The organism is Acaryochloris sp. CCMEE 5410 (genome assembly GCF_000238775.2).
Lineage (GTDB): Bacteria > Cyanobacteriota > Cyanobacteriia > Thermosynechococcales > Thermosynechococcaceae > Acaryochloris.
On the sequence record NZ_AFEJ02000006.1, the window covers coordinates 223196 to 244923 of the forward strand.

A 21728-nucleotide genomic window follows, 5' to 3' on the forward strand; every position below is an offset into this window, starting at 1 on the left:
TTTCTCCCCCTACGTTGCTTGATAGTATTCAGACCCTCGGACATTGGCATGGTGAATGGGAATCACCTTATGGGTTTCATCCGGTAAGGGGTCGGATTCTAGTTTGTGTTGGAGCATGGACTTGAGATAGCGTTGGCCCACCATCCCCATAGCATTAGCCCGATTACAGGCGGCTTCCAATCTTTCAGCACCATGGGTTGTTCTGAGATGTTGCACCCCTTTTAAGGCTCGAAATGCTTGTTCATCATGGGCTTTCTTCTCAAAGATCTCTATCACTTGTTGCTTCGTTGCCGGTCCAACATTCTGAGCCCAGGTGATGAAGGTCTCTCTCGATTGGTTTTTGTGAGCCAAATGCGCCGGTGGCATATGCCCCTCTTGCGTGGAATGCTGAAATGAAACGCTGGAACGTTCATGCACCGCGATGCGCTGATGATCATGGAAAATCTGTACTAAGGATTCAGTGATCTTGACCGATACCGACTGGCCCACATAGCCATAAGGGACACTGTAATAGTGGCGGTTCACCTCAATGTGATAATCAAAACTCACTTTTGCGCTCTTCCATTCGCCAAACTCAAACGAGAGACTGGGCAAGGGTCTGAGTTCTGGTTGGTCCACTTGCTCAAATAATTCTCGACGGGATAGACCATAGGATTTCATGGTCCGATGGTTGAGTTTCTCCAACCCTGCTGCAATCGCTTCATTCAGTTGCTTGAAACTGGTAAAGGTCTGATCTCTCAAGGGAGCCAGAATATGACGTTCCACTTGCTGCACTGCATTCTCTACTTTGGGTTTGTCCCGAGGGCATTTGGGGCGAGCGGGCAAGATGATCACGTTGTAGTGTTCCGCAAAGTCTTGATAACTCCGATTGATACCGGGCTCATAACGGCACGGATCTGTGACTCCTGACTTGAGGTTGTCTGGAACGATAGCGACCGGCACCCCACCAAAGAAGGCCAAGGCCCGTTGATGAGATCCGAGCCAGTTCTTAATGATTTGGCTTTCGGTCGCTTCTGCATAGGTGTAGTTACTCGCTCCACAGCAGGCCACAAATACTTGAGCTTGAGTCACCTCACCAGTTTTGGGATGGACCACCGGAACGGTCATTCCGCAGTAGTCCACAAAGATTTTTTCCGCTCCCTTGTGGGTCTGGCGCATGGACAGCGAATGCTGTTTTTTCCACTGGCGGTATCGACGACAAAAGCCACTATAGCTACAGTTCCAGTCTCCTCTCTCTTTACCTTCCATCCACAGCAGGCCCAGGGTGACCCCTTTGCGTTGCATCTCTCGATGTATATATTCGAAATCAATTGCAGGTTTCTTACGGGAGGACTGACGTTGACCTTTTCCCAGCAGATGCTGGATATCACTATCACTCAGTTGGCTTAACTGGTCATAACTGAGTGATTGACCCTGGGCACGGCGCAGATAGTCCCGGACACTGGTACGGGAGATGAAGCAGCTACGAGCGATCTCCGATTTATTGTGGCCAAGTTCATGTAAACGGATAATTTCTCTAAATTTACTCATCGACAGGGTTGCTCCTTGACGTTTATAGGCCATTGCCAATCTCCATTCCTCTGGCTAATGCACAGAAGTTTAGAGGGTGGCCTGGCTAGGGATAATGACCTGTCGAAATGATGGTTAGGGGGGTGGAGAAGTTAACTGCCACTTATCCGGCGAAGTTTTTGCCACAAGGGTGGAGAAGTTTATTGCCATTTGACTGGCGAAGATAACTTCCACAGGGGTGGAGAAGTTACTGCCATTCGACCGGAGAAGTTACCCTCCCAAGGGGTGGAGAAGTTACTGAGAATATGCACCCTCCACACTCCGAACCCGATTGCTCGTGTCTTTGCCGTAAGCCGTCTCCACCAGAACAGGAGAACAGAACTTTTCTAATCCCTTACGAATTCGTTCTAGGGTTGCTGGCTTTAGGGGCCTTTTGCGCTCACCTACCTTGGTGCTGGGATAGCTCCAGTCAATGGCGGTATGGGCTGGGGTGTAGTACGGCTCCACCACCTGAGCGCAACTGGGGCAGCGATATACATATTGATTTCGCTTGCCGTAGCGTCCCCACTTCTTAAATGGGTTTTTCCAGGACTGAATGGCCTCGACCTCGCCACACTCCGAACAGTGGGCCAGAGGAGTAAAGCTGAGATTGGGTTTGGGGTTGTTTTTTCTCCAGAAGACGATGTAAACCCGGTCTCTGCTTTGCGGCGTCGAACCTGCAAACATGCTATTGAAGAACACTGCCTCATGGTCATACCCCAAGGAATGCATGGCATTGAGCCAGCTATCGAACAAGATCCAGTGATGTACCTCGACCACATTCTCCACAACAACGAAGTTGTACTGATGAACCTCTGAAAATCTGACGACATCCCAGAGCGTAGCCCGTGACCGACTTTCAGCCGGGTCAATGGTCTGGGGGTTGAACAAGTCCATCTGGCCCAGGTTCTTTCGCTTTTTCCCTCTGGCTAAACTATGGTTCGTGCATTCAGGGCTAGTAATCAAAATGTCGGTACTGGGATAGCGACAAGGGTCACAAGCGCTGATATCCACGCAATCATGGGCAGTATCGGGGAAGTTGGTATTGTGGGTTTCCACCGCACGTTCCCAGTGGTTAATCGCCATAACAATCTCGCAGCCCGCTTGGGAAGCACCACTGCTCGAACCGCCACAGCCGCAAAATTGATCAGTGACGGTGATATAAGATTTCTTCTTCATAGCCCTAATACCCACCAAATTTACGGAAGAGTCTCAGCTCTCTCTCTTCATCCGCCAAAAGCCTTTTTTCTTGGCGCTTAGCCTCCTCCGTAGCAGCATCCCTGCACTCTTCACCGCAAACAGGGAACCCTTCGCCTGAATAAGCTGCATGTGCCCAAAACTCATGCCTATACTCAGGAACACTAATTGCCTTGCCACAATGCCCACACTTTTTCGCCATGCGAGGCTGAAAGTATTGACAGGTTGAGGCAATGGTCTCTTCCAATTCTGAGAACTGATCGAAGTAGGCGGGATCGGTGTTGTTGTTGACGAGTTCACACTCCCAGGTGTCTGGCTCAGGAGGTTCATATAGACCACCAGCACTACCAGAAAGATAATTACAGTTGAGGCAATACAAGCACGTTTTCTGATGAGTCATAACCAGAAATCCTTAAATGAATTGTGGTGATGGACGATTGAGCAGCCCTAGCTAGACCCAAGCTTTTTGGGTCGCAATGAAGGCTCGTTTGGAACCCACTAGATCAATGAATTCCATTGCGATAGCGTCTGGAGAGTTAGATCGGCACTCAACTTCTCCATGCCGATGCCAGTCCAGGATGGCCCAGGAAGACCTTTGAGTATCGAGGTATTCCTCCACGGTGTACTGTCGATCATGCAGAATGACGCCAGACTGGAGGATATGAGAAATAATTTTGCCAGGAAAGCTAACGTGGAGTCGCTTGCGCTCAGATGCAACGCGATTCCAGTATTCTCGGTTGAATTTGCGATAGGCAGAGGATTTCATGTTTAATCTCCTTAAGTCGGTCCCGCATCCTCCCCAAATGCCCCCGCAGGCAGGGTCCAGGTATCTGGGTCAACGAGGATGGGCAGTGTGTATTCTTTGCTGAGGGCTAACCGGAGCTGGTCAGGATGTTGGTGAATGGCGTCATAGACCATGCCCTTAGCCGCCATCTCTGGAATGGAAAGCTTGTTGTCGAGGGTGTGCTGAAACGCTTGCTCGTACTGGTGCAACCGCTCTGTACGTTCTGGCGATATAGCCGTATTGGAAGCCCACTGGTTAGGTGAGCCGAAGATGCAGAACTGGCAGCTCAGCCGACCCCAGCCTAGATAGTAGGCAGGATGGGCCTGCACTCCCCAACGCTGGATTGTTTTCCAAACTTGCTCTGAAGAATAAGAGTGGACGGGACGCCAGTGGTCAATATGACGCCTGAGCTTTGGGCTGTCCCGCCGATCAGTCCGGTGAGGCTCGAAACTCTGATACTTGGCCCTGGCTGCACTCTCCTGTGCCCGCTCCCCTGTGACCACCAGAGTTCGGGAATGGTTGAACCTGGATTGGTTGGCAATGGCAGTGCTGAGAACATCAATTTTTAGATACGAAGAACACCACCGGGTTTTGAGGTCAGCAGTCTTGGCAGGAAACTTGCACCGGGTTCCAGGCTTGCCTTGCCCTCCAGAAACTTGCTCACCATCAGGTGTTTCAAAGTGCGTGGGTGCCTTGGGTTGGTTGTCGCGGCACATCTCTCGTTCAAGCCCTCCCTCCAGCCAGCTCATGTAAATCGGGAGATCGAAAGCTTGGGCAAACGTTCGGCAGTAATCTTCTGTGATAGGCCAGTCAAACAAAGTAGAGCTTTGGGGGTTGATTGAAGGATTGCTAAGTCCGTCTACCAAGTGATGATGCAACTCAATCCTGCCCTTGGGTACGCCCAGTTCCAGTAGTCGAAGCAGACAACAGATCGAATCCTTACCACCAGAGAACGCAACCAAGATACGGTCATAGGTGGACAGATCGGGGAGCGTCGAAACACCGGGCACCTGGAGGGGCAAGACCATTTGGGTGGCGCTCATGATCCTGCCCCTAACAACACAACTTGAGTCGAACAGCGGGGCGTAAGTCGGTGATTTTGACCGTGGTGAAGTTCTTGCTCCACTTCCCGGATTTGTCCTTGGAAATCATCAGAACATGCTGTCTGGAGACTGTTGAGAACACCTTGAGACGGGTGCCATTCTGTCTCCTGAGTGTCCCGAGGAAGTACACCAGATGATGCTGAGGAGAATAGACTAAATTGCTCATGGAATTTTCCTCCAGTATTCAATTGGTTAATTGGGGTTGTGGTTACCGTTTAAGTTCGAGATAGGTGACGGCAAACGCACCTTCAATATCTGCATTGCATTTTCTAAAGCAGATGCAATCTCCGTCTGGTTCTAGGAAGTACTCCAACCAAAACTCATGGCGAACCTGATGCGCTTCAGCAGGGCAATTTGGATCGACAGCCTGAGTAAACGCAACTGGATCAAAATGACCGAGGGCATAGCACCCTTGCAAGCCACCGATCCAATCACGGCCCACTTCCCGCAATTCCAGAACTTCAATCATGGAACTGTCTCCTATTTTTATTCATAAGCAAACAAAAGAATGGAGTTGCCACCCTTCTGTTGAGGTCGTGATTCTGCTGTGGTGGCTATCGCTTCATCAGCAGGGGAGCCGCATGTAGCTGTGAGTAGACGTGGTAAATTTCAATTAGCGGAAACTGATGCGTTGTAGTAGGGCAACTTTCTTGCCGTGGGTTGCCCTTGATATTCGAGGTATAGCTGAGTCTAATATTTATATTGGTGTAGGAATCCACTCGCCACAGCGAGGGCAATAACACTGATCCACACCGGGAATGACTAGAGATTGGCAGCTAGGGCACCGCAGACCCGGGTCTGCGGTGATATCGCAGCCACCATAGCAATCGGGTCGATGCTTACGGATAGCTTTCATCGCTAGGTTTCGATGACAGAATTCACCAGCTTTCTCCCAGCACAAAAGAGTGCAATCTCTTTCTGCGGTCAGGGAAGTTAACCAGGAATTCACCTGGGGCCAAGACTGCTGGAGTTCTTGACGATATCGGTCGGTATATTCTTCCTCGTTTAGCTGGTTGTGCTTCCAATCATCAAGCAGCCTTTGGGAAGGGGCTAGGAAGGATAACCAGGCATCAACCTTGAAGGAGCGGGGATGAGAGCGAGAAATCGATATCAGAGACCCGTGATGGTTCTGAGGCTCAAAATACGATGCGGAATAGATAGCCATACTCATATGTTCCCCGCATTCCAATCAAATCCGAACTAGTACCTTCAAGTCTGATTCCACCTCATCCCCTTCATCCATCTCTCGAAGATTCTTCAGAAACTCAGGTGTTGGATAAATTCCCCGTGGTTTCCCGCAGTCCTGGCAGAGCCAGCGACAGTAGGGGCGACCAGAGGATTTGTGGATCAAGGCTTGGGATGCGATCGCAAACTTCAGTTGATGACAACTATGGCAACGACGAACTAACGGCACCTCTTGGAGCCGCACAGATTTTTTGGCAAACATGGTAGGTTGCTCCTAGGATGTTTAATTGGTTATTAGCTGAGGCGATTCTTTCTAACCGTGGGTCGCCTCTTTGTTCGATTGCAGTGAAATGCTTGAGATGGGGCTTGCAGGGTGTTGCTCAAATAACCCAGCCAAAACCACTTACGGCTCAGGTATATTGGGAACATTGAGCAAAACATCATTTGTCTTCTCTGGGCAGTTTCTTTGGGAAGCTGCCTCTTTACTTTCTCCAATTGATTCACTACATCCCTAGCTACGGGGGTTCTGGGACTTCCACTCCAGATAGGGCTTGACGGCATCGCAGTGGCAGGCCAAGGGGGCACACTTTGCTATGTTGTTCCTTGAGAAAGGGACACATGAATTTCATAGCCAAAGGCGGTTTTCAGGTACGAGAATCGCCTTTTTTCAAGAAATTTCCCGATAGCTCTATGACTTGGGATGTCGGAAATGCTTTCAGAGTGGGAATACTAAGGGCACTATATTTCTTCAGATATATAAAGGTAGCTTGTCCGCATTAGCTACCTTTTTTTATTGAAGCTGCCTGAAACCTTCGGGCTATGTTAGATTTCTTGGGGATTGTATGAACAGCAATCATTTGAGGGCGATCTAATATACTCCAGGTCGCCCTTTTCCATACCGCTTTGTCATCCTTCGCCTCAATTGGGGCATCCTCATAGTTGTGAGTACGGATAACTACTTCACAACCATCAACGAAATAGATCTCGACAGCTTCTCGTTACTGAAGCTGTCTTTTTTGTCTCAAGCTCCCCTCGCACCAGGCCATCCAAGATTTCGCCAACTGGCAATCACTGACATCATCGGGCAGCTCTGCCCAGAACAACTCAAAGGCTTGCTGAGCCTGCCAGTAATAAGCAAAATAACCCTCTCGCACCGACCAGTTGCACAACAGAAGGTTACGGAGGGATAGAGCTTGGTAAGGATGAAGGCGACCGGGATAAACCGGGAATCCCTCCTCCTCACAGAAGCCCTTGATATCCTCCCGGCAATATTCCGTCAGGGTTTTCAGTGCTTGCCAGTCGATGGTCGGATTCATATTCCAAACTTTTTCTGAGCAGAGATGAACAAGGTGCTAGCCGCACATTTGAGCGTTTCTTCACTCACTCCAGACTCCCCTAGCGCTCTGGATGCCTGTTTGAAACAGAACGCATAAAGATCAGCCCGACTCGTGATGTAACTTGCGATCGCACTTTTCACTTCTCCTTCCAACTCCCCAGTATCCAGAGGAGGTGCCTCGACCACTGGGGACTGACCTGGAGCCGGGGCTTGCTCGACCAGGCTGTACTTGCCTTTGGCATCCTTAGCGACCTGAACAGGTTGACCTTTGCGGAGAGCTTTCAAGGCTGCATCATCGGGATTACCCCAAATCTTTATATCTTCTCCATCAGGGAGTGTGATTTTTGCATTGAGTCTTGGCCCATGCTGGGTATCCCATTCTTTAGCGGGAAATTTGACCTTAGCAGTTAGTATTTGTGTCATTGCTCTGCTCCTTCTAATACGTTCATCAGCCCTGGCAAGCTCTCATTGGCAGCAGCCAGCAGATCAGGAGGAATCACCGATAACACTTGGGGAGAGAACCCCCAGATCAAGATTGCCGGGTCCAGTTGTCCAGCACTGGCAAATGCAATTGCTTGATCAATCGATAATTGACACCAGGCATTCTCTGGATGGGGAGCTGGTACAGGAGGCAAAGTCGGTAGGGTAGTAGTGGTCATAGGTTTTTCTCCAGATATGCGAAACCCCCAGCGAATCAGCCAGGGGAATTAATAGGTGTGAAATCAATTAATAGGTGTGAAGTAAGGGAAATGATTTGAGCTAGCTTGTAGGTGGATGCGATTGCAAATGGACCGCAAGTGATCGCATCCGCTATGACTAATAGACAAATTACCGTGAGGTTACGCAAGACGATCTTCTATTGCTCTAGTTAGAGTAAATGTGCGGATAAGCGGGGAAACAAAACAGTGGAAGACGTCACAGGCTTTTTCAATCAGCCCAAAATTCATCAGACTGAGCAAGATGGTCCAACACCCAAGCTAGATGATTGGATTGAATTGGTAATTGGCAACAGAGTTGTCATCTCTGGTGTCATCAATAATCATCCTAATTATGAGAATGGTCAGAGAATTGTGACTTCTTCACTTCAAGGCTATAAGACCAGTGCTGATGGCAAGGTCCATGCTAAAACTAAACGCTCTCGCTATGAACTAGGGCAACGATTGAGTGAATATGATGCTCAACAACTCTCAGCCGCTCGAAACTCTTTTGAAAAGGTCTTTGCGCCTGGTAAAAAGACAATCTGTTGATAACGGATGGAGATGGGTAAATTGCAATCTCTATTGCATTGATGCTCTACACATCAAACTTTGCACCAATAGACCAACCTCAACCCCACCGCAGCCACGTACTCCCTGATGACCGCCCCAAGGCTTTCCTGGGTTTGGGCCTGATGGAAATCAATCAACTGGAAGGAGCGGCCATTCCAGACTTCGATTTTGGCAATGTGGATTTTCACGGGATTACCTCCAGTGATTCAGAAGGAAGTCCCCCAGTCGTGATCCAGGGGGCTGATTGGTGTGAGGGAAAAAGCAAGGATAAGAAAAGAAAGAGAAAAGTTTGGGGGGGAGGGGGCTGTTAATTGGGTTGCAAGGTTTGGATGTATCCTTCCAATGATTTAAATAGGGAAAACCCCGGACAGGAGATGCCGGGGTTTTAGGGAGTAACCGAAGATCGAGTGACAAACCCAATCGGTGAGAGAAGAAACTCAAAAATGAAGTATTGAGGCTTAAATACTAGATAATGCTACTTATTGTTAGGTATTAGACTACATCTCTAAACCTAATCAAGTTGTAAATCTGGGTACATATTAATCAAGTTCTCAACCGATCAGAGAAAAGGACGAAAAGCTGGCATCAAGCAGTGGGAGCTGCAAACCCTACCCTGGTCCGATCCAGGATGGTTTGGACTGCTCTGATGCCAAGGGGATTATCAAGTCTGAGACTGGGATTTTGAGAATTCGGGTCAAGGACCCAAGCGATACCTTCAAAGCGTTTCCCGCACTCCACAGCAGCATCAACCCTGATTTGGTCATCGACCCAGACATAGGCATAGGTTATCTTTGGAGGCATGGGTCCAGCTCAATGAAAGGACATAGCAAAGCACCCTAGCAGAAAGGGCCAGGGTGCTTTGCAAGTATTGGGTGAAGGGATGGGGCTAGCTCAACACTGCGGGAACGATGATGGCAATCACAGCCGTTGCAATCAATCCAAAAGCCAGGTTAATGAGCAGCTTTGAAGCTTCCCAGTAGGTATCAGTTCGCTCGTTGGCAGCACGAACATCATCATCAAGCTTTTCTACTTTAGTGTCGAGTTGGCCGACTGTGGCATCAAGTTGACCAACCTTTGTATCCAGTGCTTGGATTCTCTCTAGAACAGTCTCTAGAGTGCTTTCTATCCGGTCAAGCCTATCAGGGGATGCTGCTGTCATATTATTTTCCTTCGTTAATGTCATTGTATCAATCAGAAATGAGAAGCACCCCAGCATAGAGACCAGGGTGCAGCGGGAGGGAGAGTCAGTACTCGCTGGAATGCATAATGGTCAGAACTCGGGTGGTGAAGGCTGTATTTCTGGGGTCTTCTGAGCCGTATTTCAAGGATTTGTCGTAATAGTCTATTTTCCAGAGATACTGCTCATCCTGAAATTCAACTCGCCCATAATCATGCTCTTTCCACGGGTCATTATCTTCATTGAAATCATCGAACGTGCGGACCAGTCGAAAGAGTTCTTGCTGCTCTTCTGACGAAAGACCTTGAACAAGTTGAGTCGTGAAGACCTGGCCTAGGGTATGGTCACCTTGACGAAAGCGGTCATTGAGCTGGGCAATAGTGGGGGCTTGGGTTGCTTCTGTAGTGGTCATAAGATTGTGTCCTCTGAACTTGCCTGAGACGGGGCAGGGGCAAGAGATGCCCCTTACTTGACCTGGGATTAGTTCCAGGTGTCTTCTGGGTGGGTATCAGGGACGAAATGACGAGAATCTCCAGAATCATAGGGTTGATGCTGGTAGCCGTCCTGGGTCGGGACTGAGAGCCATTTCTTAGGAGTAGTCCAAGGCTGACTCATCTCAGCGTCGGTTCTGGGTTGCCAAGCTTGGGTTAGAATATCTGACATTTGTAGTACCTCTTGTAGGTTTACAGAGTCAGAGCCGCTGGGTTTTCTTGCAGGAATTACAGCGGCTCTTTCAATGAAAGTTTTTTTGAATTGTCTCTAGTTTTTAGCCTTAGTCGGCATCGCCTTACGGTCGCGGCACCAGCTTCAGGTGGTTGCTAGCAGTTGGGGAAAGGTCGCTGTCGCCCGGTCTTTAGTTGTGGTGGAAGCCTTTCTTGAGGCGCTTTCCTTTCCTTTTGGTATATCATCAGTATAAAGTATTACGTAGTACTTGTCAAGCAATAAGTTACACTAGACAACTATAATGTTGTACATCACACTATGGTGATAAGTGATTTGTTATGAATATTGGCGTGAAAGTTGTTAGAACTCTAGAGTTAAGCGTTCCTGACTTAGGATCTGCCATCAAAGAAGCGAGAGAAAAAGATCCAAGATCTCTCACTGCTATCTGTGGCGCTGCTGGAATGACAACTGCAAACTGGTATCGAATTGAATCTGAGAAGCAGATCCTACCTGAAGAAACGTTGAGAAGAATTGAGTCGGTGTTGGACGTTGATTTTGGGGTTGATTTTGATACTTAATGCATCCAGTTTCTTAATCTCTTTTTTAAGTGATATTTGACAGTTATCGGATAAACACAATGACTACTGAAAGATGGACTGATGAAAGGCTCGATCAGCTTGCTGATATTGTTGCCAATGATCGCGCTGACATTCGTGTACTGATTGAAGGCCAAAGAAGATTACAGAATGTCCAGGCTGACCTAGCGGAAACACAAGACCAGCTAGCACAAACACAAGAGGTTATTGCTGAAGCTGTAACCGCAATTCAAGGCAATGAAGAGAGGCAAGCACAACTCTTAAGATCCCATGATCAAATTCTCAGATCATTGGCAGCGGGGCAAGAGAAACAAGACCGAATCCTTGACTACCTAATGAGCCGGGATACCAATAGCTAAGACAACATTCCCACTTCCCACCAGCCACACTCTGAACATCAACCACCACCCTTTGCATAGCTCTTGAATTTTCCAAAGGAGCTTCTAGAATTCTTCTCTGGCACCTCACAGGCCCGCCCCATATGATGATTCAGGTGGGGGAGGTTTAAATGGATTTTAGGTATGTGATATAGGTGTTGCGATACCACCTCTATATCAACGGAATTTCCGTAAACTTTCGGATACAGAATACACAAGAGATTATTTACTATGGGGAAATAAATAGATGAATATATATATGGTAATTAGTAACTATGTCACCGTTAGAAACAGAAAATCTTCCTATAGATGAAAATGATAGCTCGCCAGAAATTGACGAGCTAGATATTGCAGTCCTTGATGATCTACTGAAAGATCTACAGCAAAATTGAGGCTTTGAAATATTAATCGAAAAGATTAACCCTACATGGATCCTATTAACCTAGCCCTCTGGAAAAACTTAGAAACTCGTCTCGATACTCCTTTCAGGAAGAATATGGTCGATCTCGTTTTGGAGATGGCTCGTGACCGTACCACCGATCCGCATAAGATAGCGACTTGGATGGTGACGACCTCTACCTACATCTGTTATGCCATTTTCGGGACGAATAATCCCATGCCCTTGCTCTCACTCTATATCCGAGCACTAGATACTCAGTATCCAGCCACCATGCATAAAATATATGAAATATTATCCTATGAAGGTCTGGTGATATACGCTCCCTCGTCTCTTAAACGTGACGACTTTACGAGTATTCTCTGGGCTGCTGGTTCGACCTTTGCTAACGGCGAATTGAAACTGATAGAAGACAAGATCCATATCAACCCAAAGGGGTTACAGCGATTGAGATCGATTTGGCAAGCACCCACTAGGAAGTGCAATAACCTTTCGGGCAACGCTGAGTATACAAGCCAAAAGTAAGGGTGGCGCATAGAGGCAAACAGCATAGACCTCTAAGATCAAATTAACCACCTCTCCACAAGCGGATGAGGTATCAAAGATCTTTCACTCCTAAACCGTCGATTTGGATAGTAAGCCCAGTAATTCGCTGCAAGCAGCGAAGATGTACCCTTTCTAGATTCAATCATCCCCAGACTCAACTAAACGCGAAGTTTAATCATGCCAACAGCCGCTGCCCAGCTTGTAAAGGGTATGGGCCAATATCCGTTCATCTCGATCTTCAAGAATGTTCTCGACCCTAGCTCGATATTGCTACCACAAGCCATCTAGGTCTCTGGTTGGTTTGTTGATCAATGGGTTTGATGTTGTTTGACTTTCTTTGATGGATGCTGCGACAAATTCTCCTCGCTGTTCACACGTAGGATATTTAACCAGCAACTGTTCGACCGTGGGCGGTCCAACATACACAAAGTCGATGTAAAGGAATCCTGCAATCACGATTACCAGGGGAGCAATAACTATCAAGAAGACTCCCACAGCATAATCGCTGAGTTTCTTCATATTCGTGCCTCCTCAATTACTGGATATTGGCAGCCCGATGCTTGGCATTGCTTGATTTTTGAGTCTCTCTTAGTTTCTGAATATCAACCCATTCAGCTTCATCAAGATTGCTGATGACATCACTGACCATTCCCAAGAGAACTCTTGGCCCAATTTCACTGTATCCAAGACGGCATCCCTTTGCTTATCCTCTGTCCTCACGGTAAATTGTCTCTGGAACTCACCAGGGGATGAGCTATGAGCATATGGGGACCAGGCAGCTTCGAGAATGATGACTCACTAGACTGGATAGCTGAACTGGCCGATTCTGATGACGACAATCCGATCATTGATGCTCTAAACACTGTCATCGACCAAGCAGACGAGTCCCCTGAAGCCCCTGATTGTGCGGTTGCCATTGCAGCGGTGGAGGTTGTGGCTGCATGGATGGGAGAACCCTCTGACGATTGCCCGGAGGAGGTGGAGGCATGGGTCGAAGGAAGACCAGCCCCTTCCGCAACAATGATTTCTCAGGCGAGATACGTCACCGAGGCTATTTCAGAGAATTCTGAACTCAAAGATTTGTGGAAAGAATCGGATGAGTTTGAAACATGGCAAACTTCCATGAATGATTTACTTGGCAGGTTGCTTTACTGAAGGGGACAAAATGAACAACCCAAACTGTTTGATGAGACGCAAGATCTGATAATTTGTCATCAATCCTCTGATTAAATCATCACCATGACAAAGCAACCTGAGTCCCCTCAATGGCAACCGATCAGGGTAATGCACGAATGTATTCCGATGGTCGATGGCATGTTGGAGGAGGTGCAAAGCCAGCACAGCAATATGCTGGAAGCCCAGAAGAAACCCCATACGATGGATGATGCCACCATTCAACGGGTGATTGACGTGTATTCTGAGCAGCATGAATTCTTGTGGGTCTATCGAGAGCAGTTCTCTCATTGGAAACAGGAAAGCCCCTCACCACAACAGTTGAATGATATCAATAGGCTGGAACAACAGGTAGACAAAATTGACCAGGCGCTCACGGGCATTTTGAACATTGCCGACTACATCAAGGACGAAACCATCGAGAGCATTCTGGGTAAAAGCGATATGGAGCTAGCAATGGACGTGTCAATGGGCAATCTGAAGATGCCTGAGTAGGACTGCTAGCATGAGTCCAGATGATTGAACTGGGGAGATATTTTCAAATGCCCAGCACCCATGATCCAATTAGAGGCGTACCGCTTATTAGACGACAATCGAGCTGACGGATTAATGACGATGTCGTGTCGGCTATAGCTATGAAGAAACCAGTCATCCCCAGAGAGGGATAAAACAAAATCTCAATTCTCTAGAAACGATGTGTGAGATCGCGTTTCTAGAATTTAATCTCAAGAAAAAAGACACTTTTAACATCCCCATTCGATAGAGGGCTGTACAAGTGCCTAACAAAACAATTGATTCCTATCATACTCGTGTTTATATGAACGGACGAGACCTCGGCTTGAAACAAGCTGATGCAGCTTACATTGCCGAAATATCCCCCGAACCGGCCAACGAATTGAGGCCGGTACCCATCAACCTAATCGCGGCCGCATGCAGGACCAACGCACCGTCCCTGACCCTTGGCGGATGTGTGGGAAGACGAGCTAGAGCCAATGCTGCGTCGAGACCCGCGCCTCAAACCCATGACCCTGTACGAGTATCTGCAGGATAAATATCCAGGCCAGTATCCCCAAGTCCTGCGGACCCTGCAACGTCGGGTAAGAACGTGGAAAGCCTTGCATGGTCCGAGCCCTGAAGTGATGTTTGAACTACGTCATGAACCAGGGGTACAAGGGTTCTCCGATTTTACAGAACTCAAGGGCATCACGATTACCATTGCCGGTAAACCGTTTGAGCATCTGATATACCATTACCGTCTGGGATATAGCGGCTGGCGATATGCCCAGATTATCCAAGGAGGCGAAAGCTTTGTCGCCCTTTCAGAAGGATTACAAAATGCCTTTGAAGCCTGTGGAGGTGTTCCTAAACAGCATCGTACCGATAGTTTGAGTGCAGCCTATCGCAACATGGGCGGCCGTCGGTCCAAAAATCTCACGCGTTTGTACGACGAACTGTGTGACCACTATCGGCTAGAACCCACTCGTAACAACAAAGGTATAGCCCATGAAACGGTTCAATCGAGTCTCCCCATGGTCATTTGAAGAACCGAATTAAGCAGGCGATCTATCTGCGCGGCAGTGCAGATTTTACGAGCGTTGCTGAATATCAAGCCTTGATTGATGCACAGGTCGCCAAGTTAAATCAGCAGTGCCAAACCAAGTATGAGCAGGAAAAAGAGCATCTGCAACCCTTACCTAAATATCGAACCCCTGACTATGAAGTGCTCACGGCCAAAGTCAGCAAACGCAGCACCATTGATGTCCGCTGCATTCTATACACCGTTCCTTCTCGGCTAATTGGCCGTCAATTGGAACTGCATCTATACCACGACCGGATTGTCGGCTATCTGGAACGACACCCGGTTGTGGAACTGCCAAGAAAACGCGTCAGTGGCAAAGGCAAACGTCGAGACCGTTGCATCAACTATCGCCATGTGATTGGTTCAATGCGATTGAAGCCTCGTGCTTTATCTATTGCACCTGGCAATCAGACCTACTTCCCAATCCTGAATACCGCCAAATTTGGAAACAGCTCAAAGCTCAATTTGACCTGGAGCAGGCTGCCAAAATCATCGTTGAAGGTCTCTATATTGCTGCAGTTCAAGATAAAGAGCAGGCCGTAGCAGCATACTTACAGCAGCAACTCCAGGCGTCCAGTCTCACCCTCAATCGCCTGAAAAAGCAGTTTGAGCCTCCTCAGATGAAGCAGGTTCCTGACCTCAGCATTGAACAACATTCACTTGAACTTTATGACAAACTCCTCCCCTCCTACTCAGTCCCCGCTAAGCCCCTACCAACACCTGAGCCTCTATTTAAAAAAGCTCAGGCTCTCCCACATGCTGACCCATTGGGAATCTATCGAATCCCAAGCTATGCAGGAAAGCTGGTCCTATGCGGAATTCTTACTGGCCTTGTGCGAAACGGAAACTCAACGAAGAGAACAAGCTCGTCTAAAGCGAGCTCTCACCGAAGCCAGACTCCCAAACGCAAAAAGTTTTACCAACTTTGACTTTAGCCATTGCCCCAGCTCAATCCAGCTCCCTTAATGCAATTAGCCGCAGATCCAGGGTGGTTGGAGCGGGCCGAGAATTGTCTTATTCTGGGTCCCTCAGGAGTCGGAAAAACACATTTGGCCACTGGGGTCTCCCAAAAAATGCTGGAATTTGGTAAACGAGTGAAGTTCTTTGCGGCCAACGCATTGGTCCAACAATTACAACAGGCAAAGCTCCAACTGCAACTGCATCCAATGCTCAAAAAACTGGACCGCTATGATCTGTTGGTGTTGGATGACTTGGGCTATTGCAAAAAGTCGGAAGCGGAAACATCCGTTCTGTTTGAATTAATTGCGCATCGGTATGAACGTAAGAGTCTGCTGATTACAGCCAATCAACCCTTTAGCCAATGGGATGACATCTTCACTGATTCGATGATGGCGGTGGCTGCCATTGATCGCTTAATTCATCACGGTTTGATTATCGAAATTCAAGCCGATAGTTACCGGCGTAAATCCGCGACTCAGAGAACGGCTCCAACTCAGTCTCAACCTCAAAAATCTCAGACAAAATAATCGAGCGATCACGGGTTGTCATTTCGATCACGGGTTGTCGTTTTGACCTGAAAGTGTCGTGTTAGGTCTGAAAAAGAGCTAGCGCAAAGGAGGTGTGCGCCAAATAATACGGTTCAATTTTAGGGGCTGATCCGACTTTTGGTTGTCGTGACACGCCCAAGGGGTTGACATCCAATACCGCTAGCCAATAGGCCAGCAGGGATTTCCAGATGTGGGATGTCCAAGGCATCATTCGCTCAACATCGCACTTCTAAAAGATGGTATGAGCTTTCAAGTGGAGGGAGAATTCTTGGCTCATCACTGGAATTTGACTTCTACAGGCATGGCAATCAGCAAGGACCAAGTACACGGTCTACGGTCAGAACCAAGGAATTATCCAAGGCTTCGTGAGGTCTTGCCACAGGCGACTCTACCTCACCCAGAGCGGCGACGGTTTATCTCTAAGCCCTTCAGAAGTATTTGCTTTCTCGAATGTACTTGGCAACTTGTTCTTGGGGAATAATGGCTGTTGAAGTACCACTGCAAGACGACGGTAACCCCTCTGGATGACAAGCTTCCCAAGCCGTAGCCATCGCTCTAACTGCAACCTCTAATGGCAGCTTTTGAAGATGTGCGTATTGGTGAAATTTAAGGCTGATCGCCAGTTGCTTTCTTAAGCGAGATATTTCATCAGAATCAGCCATTTCACTGAATTGTTTTGGTTTCCCCATCTCACACCCCGCCTTTGCAACGTCCCAAGCCTAGTGTAGACAAACTATCTCTGGAATTGACTCAATAACCAGAATTCGTCCTACACTCAATATCAATTAATTTGCTTATCAAACTGGGGGCAGTAGGCAGTGAGGTTTAATGATGCCGAAGAAAACTAAAAAACAAAGTAAGCCTTTAACAGGTCAAGCGCTATTGACTAAAGTTAAAACCCTAAACGATTTGACTCGGGAAGAAAAAGCCAAAGCTTGTGGCTACTATAAAGTCGCTAAAGATGGCACTGAACGCATCAATGTCATGGCCTTCCTCAATGCAATCCTGGACGCAGAAGGAATGGACCTGGATGCAAAAGTCAAGGGCAACAAGAAGATGGGAGGACGTCAACCCAACTTTCGCATCAGCGTACAATCTAACGGCAAGCTATTAGTCAGTAGTGCTTACACCAAGAAAATGGAGCTGCAACCGGGAGATGAGTTTGAAATAGCTCTGGGGCGTAAGCATATTCATCTAACTCAAATACAACAGGACTAGAGTCCTACGCCGTATTTCAATAAAATCCCTGGTGAATGTCTCACCAGGGATTGGAGTAGTATTGTATTCCTCTAGCCAGAGAATCTAGAGTTCATGATTCAACTAACTTGGCAACGACTTCTAATTGATAACCTCAGAGAAAACACGTAGATAAAACACAATTACGAGGTCGTTATCAGTTTCAACATAAAAACTCCCCTGCACTAAACAATACTGGGGAGTTGTAAAAGCTTTTGTAACCTCACTACATGACAAAAACAGAGGGGATTATTTCCAACATGTGATATTCCCTGACCTATTTGATATTGCCCAGGTTCCCCTATTAAACCCTTATTGCAGACCTTACTATACAAAGCCAACAAGCTCATTGAGGATAGACAATCAATAAGAGCGAATGAATTGATGAGATCACTCAGATTATTAAAGTCACCGCTATTGAAGACAGCACTCTCACAAGTGATGTAGTGAAATAGTCTGTTTTTTGTTTCAGTTGTTCATATTAACCTAAATAGGCAATATTTATAGGTCAGTTAGACTAGAAACCTGAAATCATTTGTTGGAAAAGATTGAAGGTACTAGGATTGATTTCTTGTAGAAATCATTGCCATACTCCAAGGTTATGCTTCTGGGGCAGGCAGATTGGGTGATGATTGCATGAATGAAAGAGGAGGAAGATTTTTATTATTTTGTTCTTCAATCCTGAAATAAAAATGAGTTAATTACACCACTAAAGTCAACTGTGAAAACCCTATGAGTAAGCCATTTGTCCTCTGTATTGATGATGAGGATACGGTACTTGAGTCTTTAAAGATCGAGTTGCGCAAATCCATCGGTCAAGAATGCATCATCGAAACCGCTCAGGGAGGGGAAGAAGCACTAGAAATTCTAGAAGAACTCCTGGAAGATAATTTTGAGCTGGCAGTAGCCATCTCGGATTACATCATGCCGGGAAGAAAAGGAGATGAAGTCCTCAAGGAAATTCATGAGAAGTCACCCCAAACAATCACGGTAATGTTGACAGCTCAAGAATCGACTCTCCAGCCAATTGTTGGCTATCTAGGGGATCATCGCACCTTGCTAGTCATTGATGATCATAGGGAGAACCGGGCTGTATTTCAAAGCTTGTTGGCCCAGCTAGATTTCAAGATTGTGGAAGCAACTAATGGCGAGGATGGCCTTAGACAACTCCAGGCGTGTCAGCCCGATGCGGTAATCCTAGACTTAGACAGGCCCGTGATGGATGGCTTTGAATTTTTACAGCACCTCCGCAACGATCCAACCTGGAAAGCCTATCGATCAACACCCGTGATTGTTTCCTCTGCTTCTGTGGGGCAATCCGATCAGCAAATGGCATTAGACAAAGGGGGGGATGCTTTCCTGGCTAAACCCGTTGATGCCCAGGCCTTATTCCAGGTACTTGCCGAGCAGATGAAGTTGGATTGGGTATTTGAGGATCAACTTGGAGAATCTGCAGAGCTAGTACCTATTGCGGGTGAAGTGGTTTTACCTTCACGGCAAATACTGAAAACCTTACTCACTTTTGCCCAGCTCGATAATATCAATGACTTGAGGGAACACCTGGATCGTTTGATTGAAAAGGATGATCGGTATTTCACCTTCGCTGACCCGATACTGCAGCTAGCAAAACAATATCGAACGGAAGAAATAGAAACCCTACTCCAAGAGTACTTAGCCCTGGAACAAACAAATGGAGAATAGTACCGAAATCCTGGTGGTGGATGATACCCCTGCTAATTTAGAGGTTATTTCAGATACTTTATCTTCAGCTGGCTATCATGTTGCAGCAGTGATTAATGGAGAGCGAGCCCTCAAGCGACTGCAAACCCACCCTCCTGCCCTCATTCTCTTGGATATTCAAATGCCGGTCATGGATGGCTTTGAAACCTGTCGTCAAATCAAAGCGAATCCGACAACCATCGACATCCCCATCCTCTTTATTACAGCTCGTACTGATACTAAAAGTATCCTCCAAGGGTTTGAGGTGGGAGCGGTTGATTACATCAGTAAGCCTTTCCAAGAAGCTGAACTCTTAGCTCGGGTGAACACGCACTTGCAGCTTCGCCATGTTAATCAGCTTTATGATTTTGAGCGCCAGAAAGTAGACCAACTACACCAGCTCAATCAGCAGGTCCAGGCTATCAATATCCATCTAGAAGAGCAAATTAAAGAGCGTACACTTGAGCTGCACCATTCGACTGCGATTGCCAAGCAGCAGGCAGCTTTAACCGATACTCTATCCAAGCTGCAAAAAACTCAGGATCTAGACACCTTTTTCCAGACTACGACTCAAGAAGCTCAGCGGTTACTGGATGTAAAGCCAGTGGCATTCTATCAGTTTGATGAAAACTGGGGTGGCTCATTTATCGATGAGTTTAGGGCAGTCAAGCCGGAGTGGGTAAAAATCGTATATTCTTCTCGCCAGGCTTGCAAGGATGCTTATCTTGCAAAATTGTTAGCTCACTCTCAAAAACAAGCTGCATCGCTAAAGCAAGCCAAAAATGAGGCTGAACAGGCCAAACGAGCAAAAAGAGTTTTTCTCGCCAACATGAGTCATGAGCTTCGGACCCCCCTTAACTGTGTGATTGGTTTTAGTCAATTATTGCTCAGGGATCATCATCTAACTCATGAACAAAAAAATCGGCTCACCAGGATTAGCCGCAGCGGTGAGCATTTACTTTCTTTAATTGACGAAGTGCTCACCATGGCCAAAATTGAAGCAGGGGATGATGAGGTTGTTCCTAAAGATGTCAATCTCAAGAGCTTATGTGCAGGTTTACACAATCGTTTCTTGCAACAAGCGGAATCCAAGGGTCTACAACTCCACATTCATTATGAAGCCGATGTTCCTGAGTACATCAAAACCGATGCGAAAAAGCTCAAGCAAGTACTCACTCATCTGCTAGACAATGCGCTTAATTTTACGAAACATGGCAGGGTGGAACTCTTCATCCAGAAGCAAGATTTGATTCCAGTCTCCCAATCGAATGACTTGCACTTTACTGTCAAGGACACGGGTTCTGGTATTCCTAAAGATCTGATGAGAAAGATCTTTAAGCCCTTTGAACAAAATTCCCTCACCCGAGATATTCATGGCGGTACTGGAGTAGGTTTGTCTATTTGCAAAAAATTTGTCCAACTTCTGGGGGGAGAGATTACCCTTAAAAGTCAGGAGGGTCAGGGGACAAGTGTTCATTTTTCTATTCAGACTGAGCCTGGAAAACCAGCTTCTGAGCTAAATACCCAACAGCAGCAGGTGATCGGTATCTCCCCAGATCAGCTTTCTTTTCGAATCTTGGTTGTCGAAGATCATCCTGAGAATCGACACAGATTAGTGCGACTCTTACAATCTGCTGGCTTTGAAGTCCTTGAAGCAGTCAATGGTCGTGAGGCAATCCTAATGAATGAGGATTGGAAACCACATCTAATCTGGATGGATTTGCACCTCCCTCTACTCAATGGCCTAGAAGCAGCTCAAAAGATTAAGGCAGATCTCCATCCTCCTGTGATTATTGCCTTAGCAACTCAAGCTTTTGCTGAGGATGAAGCACAGGCATTGGCTATGGGGTGTGATGACTCTGTGCGTAAACCCTATCAAGCATCTCAGATTTTTGACAAGATGGCCCAGCATTTGGGGATCACGTACCGATACAAAATCCTCAATCCATCCACTCCATCATCTAAGCCTATTCCCCTCACAGCTGAGAATCTCAAAAAAATGCCCCAATCATGGGTGCAGTGCCTTTATAAGGCTGCGATTCGGTTAGATGAAGAAATACTTGATAAGTTGCTTTTAGATATTCCAGATGAACACCAATCCCTAATATCTTCATTGGAGTCTTTAAAAATCAACTATCAATATGACATCATCACGGAGACAGCCCAGGCTGTACTGAGAGATTCATCAACAGGATAAATATGAATTCTTAAAGAGTCGTTTTTATATAAATTCTGTAGATTTTACAAGTTTTTGGGCAAGAATCTAGTACTAAGATTATTGCGAACCCAAAAGTTAGCATTCAAAAGTTCTGGGATAGATGAACAGGCTTTTTCTA

General features: G+C 46.9%; 30 protein-coding genes and 1 pseudogene. 12 read left to right on the forward strand and 19 right to left on the reverse strand.

What is annotated here, in order from left to right; genetic code table 11:
• Positions 1–9: 9 nt before the first annotated feature.
• From istA to ON05_RS35910, 12 genes are all read right to left on the reverse strand, one after another.
• Positions 10–1563: an IS21 family transposase gene (istA, locus tag ON05_RS35855; RefSeq protein WP_262562668.1), complete on the reverse strand. Its 1554-nt coding sequence runs from the start codon at positions 1561–1563 to the stop codon at positions 10–12.
• A 240-nt stretch (positions 1564–1803) separates the two neighbouring features.
• Entirely contained in the window at positions 1804–2727 is a 924-nt protein-coding gene (locus ON05_RS35860) for a DNA cytosine methyltransferase (RefSeq protein WP_010482100.1), read from the reverse strand.
• A gap of 4 nt (positions 2728–2731) precedes the next feature.
• Entirely contained in the window at positions 2732–3145 is a 414-nt protein-coding gene (locus ON05_RS35865) for a hypothetical protein (protein ID WP_010482098.1), read from the reverse strand.
• Positions 3146–3196: 51 nt separating this feature from the next.
• Entirely contained in the window at positions 3197–3511 is a 315-nt protein-coding gene (locus ON05_RS35870) for a hypothetical protein (RefSeq protein ID WP_010482096.1), read from the reverse strand.
• Positions 3512–3522: 11 nt separating this feature from the next.
• The gene (locus tag ON05_RS35875) at positions 3523–4572 is read right to left on the reverse strand and encodes a phosphoadenosine phosphosulfate reductase family protein (protein ID WP_010482094.1); all 1050 of its coding nucleotides are present in this window, start codon (positions 4570–4572) and stop codon (positions 3523–3525) included.
• A 10-nt stretch (positions 4573–4582) separates the two neighbouring features.
• Entirely contained in the window at positions 4583–4798 is a 216-nt protein-coding gene (locus ON05_RS35880; RefSeq protein ID WP_175307316.1) for a hypothetical protein, read from the reverse strand.
• A gap of 42 nt (positions 4799–4840) precedes the next feature.
• Positions 4841–5101, reverse strand: coding sequence for a hypothetical protein (locus ON05_RS35885; protein ID WP_010482092.1), 261 nt, complete (start codon positions 5099–5101; stop codon positions 4841–4843).
• 228 nt (positions 5102–5329) lie between these two features.
• Complete coding sequence (locus tag ON05_RS35890; protein ID WP_010482090.1) at positions 5330–5797, reverse strand: DUF488 family protein; 468 nt, start codon at positions 5795–5797, stop codon at positions 5330–5332.
• Between the two features lie 24 nt (positions 5798–5821).
• Positions 5822–6079, reverse strand: a complete 258-nt coding sequence (locus tag ON05_RS35895; protein WP_010482088.1) for a hypothetical protein — start codon at positions 6077–6079, stop codon at positions 5822–5824.
• Between the two features lie 736 nt (positions 6080–6815).
• Positions 6816–7133, reverse strand: a complete 318-nt coding sequence (locus ON05_RS35900) for a hypothetical protein (protein ID WP_010482086.1) — start codon at positions 7131–7133, stop codon at positions 6816–6818.
• Entirely contained in the window at positions 7130–7576 is a 447-nt protein-coding gene (locus tag ON05_RS35905) for a hypothetical protein (protein ID WP_010473985.1), read from the reverse strand. Before ON05_RS35905 ends, ON05_RS35900 begins: the two co-directional genes overlap by 4 nt.
• Complete coding sequence (locus ON05_RS35910; protein ID WP_010473987.1) at positions 7573–7812, reverse strand: hypothetical protein; 240 nt, start codon at positions 7810–7812, stop codon at positions 7573–7575. The genes ON05_RS35905 and ON05_RS35910 overlap by 4 nt, the downstream gene beginning before the upstream one ends.
• A gap of 246 nt (positions 7813–8058) precedes the next feature.
• On the opposite strand from ON05_RS35910, the gene ON05_RS35915 reads away from it, so the two are divergent.
• Positions 8059–8400: a hypothetical protein gene (locus ON05_RS35915; protein WP_010481953.1), complete on the forward strand. Its 342-nt coding sequence runs from the start codon at positions 8059–8061 to the stop codon at positions 8398–8400.
• Positions 8401–8453: 53 nt separating this feature from the next.
• Here ON05_RS35915 and ON05_RS35920 read toward each other — a convergent pair whose 3' ends face one another.
• The 5 genes from ON05_RS35920 to ON05_RS35940 form a co-directional block, all read right to left on the reverse strand.
• A complete protein-coding gene (locus ON05_RS35920) occupies positions 8454–8609 on the reverse strand; it encodes a hypothetical protein (protein WP_175307311.1) in 156 nt (51 codons plus the stop codon).
• A 397-nt stretch (positions 8610–9006) separates the two neighbouring features.
• Entirely contained in the window at positions 9007–9222 is a 216-nt protein-coding gene (locus tag ON05_RS35925) for a hypothetical protein (RefSeq protein WP_010481951.1), read from the reverse strand.
• An 85-nt stretch (positions 9223–9307) separates the two neighbouring features.
• Positions 9308–9580 (reverse strand): hypothetical protein, encoded by a 273-nt coding sequence (locus ON05_RS35930; RefSeq protein ID WP_010481949.1) that lies wholly within the window; start codon positions 9578–9580, stop codon positions 9308–9310.
• 85 nt (positions 9581–9665) lie between these two features.
• Positions 9666–10010, reverse strand: a complete 345-nt coding sequence (locus ON05_RS35935; protein WP_010481947.1) for a DUF3768 domain-containing protein — start codon at positions 10008–10010, stop codon at positions 9666–9668.
• A gap of 68 nt (positions 10011–10078) precedes the next feature.
• The gene (locus ON05_RS35940; protein WP_010481945.1) at positions 10079–10261 is read right to left on the reverse strand and encodes a hypothetical protein; all 183 of its coding nucleotides are present in this window, start codon (positions 10259–10261) and stop codon (positions 10079–10081) included.
• A gap of 350 nt (positions 10262–10611) precedes the next feature.
• Between ON05_RS35940 and ON05_RS35945 the strand changes: the two genes are divergently transcribed.
• From ON05_RS35945 to ON05_RS35955, 3 genes are all read left to right on the forward strand, one after another.
• Positions 10612–10839, forward strand: coding sequence for a helix-turn-helix transcriptional regulator (locus tag ON05_RS35945; protein ID WP_236619200.1), 228 nt, complete (start codon positions 10612–10614; stop codon positions 10837–10839).
• 59 nt (positions 10840–10898) lie between these two features.
• Entirely contained in the window at positions 10899–11216 is a 318-nt protein-coding gene (locus ON05_RS35950) for a hypothetical protein (RefSeq protein ID WP_010481941.1), read from the forward strand.
• A gap of 445 nt (positions 11217–11661) precedes the next feature.
• On the forward strand, positions 11662–12156 hold the full coding sequence (locus ON05_RS35955) for a hypothetical protein (protein WP_010481938.1): 495 nt from the start codon (positions 11662–11664) through the stop codon (positions 12154–12156).
• Between the two features lie 291 nt (positions 12157–12447).
• Here ON05_RS35955 and ON05_RS35960 read toward each other — a convergent pair whose 3' ends face one another.
• Positions 12448–12696 carry a hypothetical protein gene (locus tag ON05_RS35960; protein WP_010481937.1) on the reverse strand — a complete coding sequence of 83 codons (249 nt, stop codon included), beginning with the start codon at positions 12694–12696 and terminating at the stop codon, positions 12448–12450.
• A 237-nt stretch (positions 12697–12933) separates the two neighbouring features.
• Between ON05_RS35960 and ON05_RS35965 the strand changes: the two genes are divergently transcribed.
• The 5 genes and pseudogenes from ON05_RS35965 (at position 12934) to istB (ending at position 16416) form a co-directional block, all read left to right on the forward strand.
• A complete protein-coding gene (locus ON05_RS35965) occupies positions 12934–13332 on the forward strand; it encodes a DUF4259 domain-containing protein (protein ID WP_010481935.1) in 399 nt (132 codons plus the stop codon).
• Between the two features lie 84 nt (positions 13333–13416).
• Entirely contained in the window at positions 13417–13845 is a 429-nt protein-coding gene (locus tag ON05_RS35970; protein WP_029315872.1) for a hypothetical protein, read from the forward strand.
• A 497-nt stretch (positions 13846–14342) separates the two neighbouring features.
• On the forward strand, positions 14343–14891 hold the full coding sequence (locus ON05_RS35975; protein ID WP_262562671.1) for a hypothetical protein: 549 nt from the start codon (positions 14343–14345) through the stop codon (positions 14889–14891).
• Positions 14888–15472: a Mu transposase domain-containing protein gene (locus ON05_RS35980; protein ID WP_262562672.1), complete on the forward strand. Its 585-nt coding sequence runs from the start codon at positions 14888–14890 to the stop codon at positions 15470–15472. Before ON05_RS35975 ends, ON05_RS35980 begins: the two co-directional genes overlap by 4 nt.
• Before the next feature lie 126 nt (positions 15473–15598).
• Positions 15599–16416, forward strand: a pseudogene (gene istB, locus ON05_RS35985) (IS21-like element ISAcma26 family helper ATPase IstB).
• Positions 16417–16865: 449 nt separating this feature from the next.
• On the opposite strand, the gene ON05_RS35990 reads toward istB, so the two are convergent.
• On the reverse strand, positions 16866–17126 hold the full coding sequence (locus tag ON05_RS35990) for a hypothetical protein (RefSeq protein WP_010480834.1): 261 nt from the start codon (positions 17124–17126) through the stop codon (positions 16866–16868).
• Between the two features lie 142 nt (positions 17127–17268).
• Here ON05_RS35990 and ON05_RS35995 point away from each other — a divergent pair, with 142 nt between their 5' ends.
• From ON05_RS35995 to ON05_RS36005, 3 genes are all read left to right on the forward strand, one after another.
• Entirely contained in the window at positions 17269–17655 is a 387-nt protein-coding gene (locus tag ON05_RS35995; protein ID WP_029315769.1) for an AbrB family transcriptional regulator, read from the forward strand.
• 750 nt (positions 17656–18405) lie between these two features.
• The gene (locus ON05_RS36000; protein WP_010480832.1) at positions 18406–19374 is read left to right on the forward strand and encodes a response regulator; all 969 of its coding nucleotides are present in this window, start codon (positions 18406–18408) and stop codon (positions 19372–19374) included.
• Positions 19364–21589, forward strand: coding sequence for a response regulator (locus ON05_RS36005; protein ID WP_262562673.1), 2226 nt, complete (start codon positions 19364–19366; stop codon positions 21587–21589). Before ON05_RS36000 ends, ON05_RS36005 begins: the two co-directional genes overlap by 11 nt.
• The last annotated feature ends 139 nt before the right edge of the window (positions 21590–21728 follow it).

Coding starts and splice junctions, on each gene's coding strand:
- istA (WP_262562668.1), bottom strand. CDS start 1,563: ATGGCCTATAAACGTCAAGGAGCAACCCTGTCGATGAGTAAATTTAGA.
- ON05_RS35860 (WP_010482100.1), bottom strand. CDS start 2,727: ATGAAGAAGAAATCTTATATCACCGTCACTGATCAATTTTGCGGCTGT.
- ON05_RS35865 (WP_010482098.1), bottom strand. CDS start 3,145: ATGACTCATCAGAAAACGTGCTTGTATTGCCTCAACTGTAATTATCTT.
- ON05_RS35870 (WP_010482096.1), bottom strand. CDS start 3,511: ATGAAATCCTCTGCCTATCGCAAATTCAACCGAGAATACTGGAATCGC.
- ON05_RS35875 (WP_010482094.1), bottom strand. CDS start 4,572: ATGAGCGCCACCCAAATGGTCTTGCCCCTCCAGGTGCCCGGTGTTTCG.
- ON05_RS35880 (WP_175307316.1), bottom strand. CDS start 4,798: ATGAGCAATTTAGTCTATTCTCCTCAGCATCATCTGGTGTACTTCCTC.
- ON05_RS35885 (WP_010482092.1), bottom strand. CDS start 5,101: ATGATTGAAGTTCTGGAATTGCGGGAAGTGGGCCGTGATTGGATCGGT.
- ON05_RS35890 (WP_010482090.1), bottom strand. CDS start 5,797: ATGGCTATCTATTCCGCATCGTATTTTGAGCCTCAGAACCATCACGGG.
- ON05_RS35895 (WP_010482088.1), bottom strand. CDS start 6,079: ATGTTTGCCAAAAAATCTGTGCGGCTCCAAGAGGTGCCGTTAGTTCGT.
- ON05_RS35900 (WP_010482086.1), bottom strand. CDS start 7,133: ATGAATCCGACCATCGACTGGCAAGCACTGAAAACCCTGACGGAATAT.
- ON05_RS35905 (WP_010473985.1), bottom strand. CDS start 7,576: ATGACACAAATACTAACTGCTAAGGTCAAATTTCCCGCTAAAGAATGG.
- ON05_RS35910 (WP_010473987.1), bottom strand. CDS start 7,812: ATGACCACTACTACCCTACCGACTTTGCCTCCTGTACCAGCTCCCCAT.
- ON05_RS35925 (WP_010481951.1), bottom strand. CDS start 9,222: ATGCCTCCAAAGATAACCTATGCCTATGTCTGGGTCGATGACCAAATC.
- ON05_RS35930 (WP_010481949.1), bottom strand. CDS start 9,580: ATGACAGCAGCATCCCCTGATAGGCTTGACCGGATAGAAAGCACTCTA.
- ON05_RS35935 (WP_010481947.1), bottom strand. CDS start 10,010: ATGACCACTACAGAAGCAACCCAAGCCCCCACTATTGCCCAGCTCAAT.
- ON05_RS35940 (WP_010481945.1), bottom strand. CDS start 10,261: ATGTCAGATATTCTAACCCAAGCTTGGCAACCCAGAACCGACGCTGAG.
- ON05_RS35950 (WP_010481941.1), top strand. CDS start 10,899: ATGACTACTGAAAGATGGACTGATGAAAGGCTCGATCAGCTTGCTGAT.
- ON05_RS35955 (WP_010481938.1), top strand. CDS start 11,662: ATGGATCCTATTAACCTAGCCCTCTGGAAAAACTTAGAAACTCGTCTC.
- ON05_RS35960 (WP_010481937.1), bottom strand. CDS start 12,696: ATGAAGAAACTCAGCGATTATGCTGTGGGAGTCTTCTTGATAGTTATT.
- ON05_RS35965 (WP_010481935.1), top strand. CDS start 12,934: ATGAGCATATGGGGACCAGGCAGCTTCGAGAATGATGACTCACTAGAC.
- ON05_RS35970 (WP_029315872.1), top strand. CDS start 13,417: ATGACAAAGCAACCTGAGTCCCCTCAATGGCAACCGATCAGGGTAATG.
- ON05_RS35975 (WP_262562671.1), top strand. CDS start 14,343: ATGCTGCGTCGAGACCCGCGCCTCAAACCCATGACCCTGTACGAGTAT.
- ON05_RS35990 (WP_010480834.1), bottom strand. CDS start 17,126: ATGGGGAAACCAAAACAATTCAGTGAAATGGCTGATTCTGATGAAATA.
- ON05_RS35995 (WP_029315769.1), top strand. CDS start 17,269: ATGCCGAAGAAAACTAAAAAACAAAGTAAGCCTTTAACAGGTCAAGCG.
- ON05_RS36000 (WP_010480832.1), top strand. CDS start 18,406: ATGAGTAAGCCATTTGTCCTCTGTATTGATGATGAGGATACGGTACTT.
- ON05_RS36005 (WP_262562673.1), top strand. CDS start 19,364: ATGGAGAATAGTACCGAAATCCTGGTGGTGGATGATACCCCTGCTAAT.